Origin of the sequence: Streptomyces sp. MB09-02B (genome assembly GCF_033794485.1) — a bacterium.
In the GTDB taxonomy this organism is placed as follows: domain Bacteria; phylum Actinomycetota; class Actinomycetes; order Streptomycetales; family Streptomycetaceae; genus Streptomyces.
The window spans coordinates 1-1,390 of the sequence record NZ_JARGEE010000855.1 but is presented as its reverse complement, the minus strand read 5'-3'; the positions used below and the strand labels follow the sequence as shown (position 1 = coordinate 1,390).

2 protein-coding genes are annotated in these 1,390 nt (G+C 69.4%); one reads left to right on the top strand and one right to left on the bottom strand.

The window, feature by feature from the left end; translation table 11 throughout:
- The first annotated feature begins 327 nt into the window (after window positions 1–327).
- Window positions 328–777: a protease inhibitor gene (locus tag P1P70_RS44645; RefSeq protein ID WP_319248219.1), complete on the top strand. Its 450-nt coding sequence runs from the start codon at window positions 328–330 to the stop codon at window positions 775–777.
- A gap of 279 nt (window positions 778–1,056) precedes the next feature.
- On the opposite strand, the gene P1P70_RS44640 is transcribed toward P1P70_RS44645, so the two are convergent.
- Entirely contained in the window at window positions 1,057–1,248 is a 192-nt protein-coding gene (locus P1P70_RS44640) for a hypothetical protein (RefSeq protein ID WP_319248217.1), read from the bottom strand.
- Between the last annotated feature and the right edge of the window lie 142 nt (window positions 1,249–1,390).

Sequence of the window (1,390 nt, the reverse complement as noted above, 5' to 3'; positions counted from 1 at the left end):
GCTGGGGGCCGGGGGCCGTTCGGGCGGCTGTCGTGAGCCGAAGCGGAATGTTTCAGGCCGATTGCCCAGCCATGGAGATCCGGCCATTCATGATCACGAGGCGCACGAGAACCGCTCAGAATCGGGGTTTGCATGTTCGAATTCCGTGACTTCGAGCCACTGATTCAATACTCAAAGTTACTGAAACCCGTGGGTTCGATGTGTGTTCCGGCCTGCGACCCGGCAGACTCGCGCTCGCCGAACCGGCACCGTCCGGGCCGGCTCCGTACGCGCGACCGATGCGGCGGGGCCGACCGGGCACTCCTGCAGAGCGGAAGGATGCCCACCATGCCGAAGACCGCGCGCCTGGCAGCGACTCTCACCCTGACGGCCGCCGCTGTCTGCGGCCCCCTCGCGGGGCCCACGCTCGCGGCGCCCGCGCCCGCCGACCCCGCGCCCGCCGCGAAGGGTCTCTACGCCCCGTCGGCCCTGGTGCTGACCGTGGGCCACGGCGAGGCCTCGGCCACCGTCACCCCCGAGCGCGCGGTCACCCTGAGCTGCGCGCTTAAGCCCGCCGGCACCCATCCGGCGCCCGTCGACGCCTGCGCCGAACTCCACGTCAGCGGTGGTGACTTCGCGGCGCTGAGCGCGAGCACCGGGGCGATGTGCACCAAGCAGTACGACCCGGTGATCGTCACCGTGCACGGTGTCTGGCAGGGCAAGCGCGTCGCGTACGAGCGCACCTTCGCCAACGAGTGTCTGAAGGACTCCGCGGCGAGCGTTCTGTACGCCTTCTGACCTCTCGCAGGAGCTGAAGTCCCGTACGACCCGTACGACCCGTACGACGGAACGACCCGTACGACTGAACGCCCCGTACGACCTGAACGTCCCGTAAAGACACGGCTGCCGACGGCGGCCGGAAGACCGGGGTCGCGTGGCCCCGTGAGTGATGAGCGAGGGCCCGTGGCTGGGGAGCGCGAGCCCTGTCGCGGTGTGTCACGCGATCCCGTCCGGGGGTCGGCCGAAGCGGAGTGGGGCCGCGGGCCGGCCCCCGGCATCATGCCGGGGGCCGACTGGTCATCCGGGGGTGACGGTCCAGCGGCCGACCTCCTGGTGGCCGGAGTCGTACAGGGGCTGCCCGTCCCCGGGGCCGATCTCGCAGTGCCTGAGGTTGCCGCCCCAGTAGCGCAGGATGCGCTCCAACTCCTGGACGGTGGTGCCCTCGTCCCAGCCCGTGCTGTCCAGGTCGACTTCGAGAAGGAACTTCACTTCGTCGCGTCTCCAGTTCTGTGTCGCTCGGATTCCGCACCGGTCTCCGCCGGAACGGTGTGTGCCTGCCGCAGGTCCTTCAATCGTTTCATTGAACTGCTACTTGAGACTTGGCCGTTGTGGGGGCAGCGGAGGCGGAGAC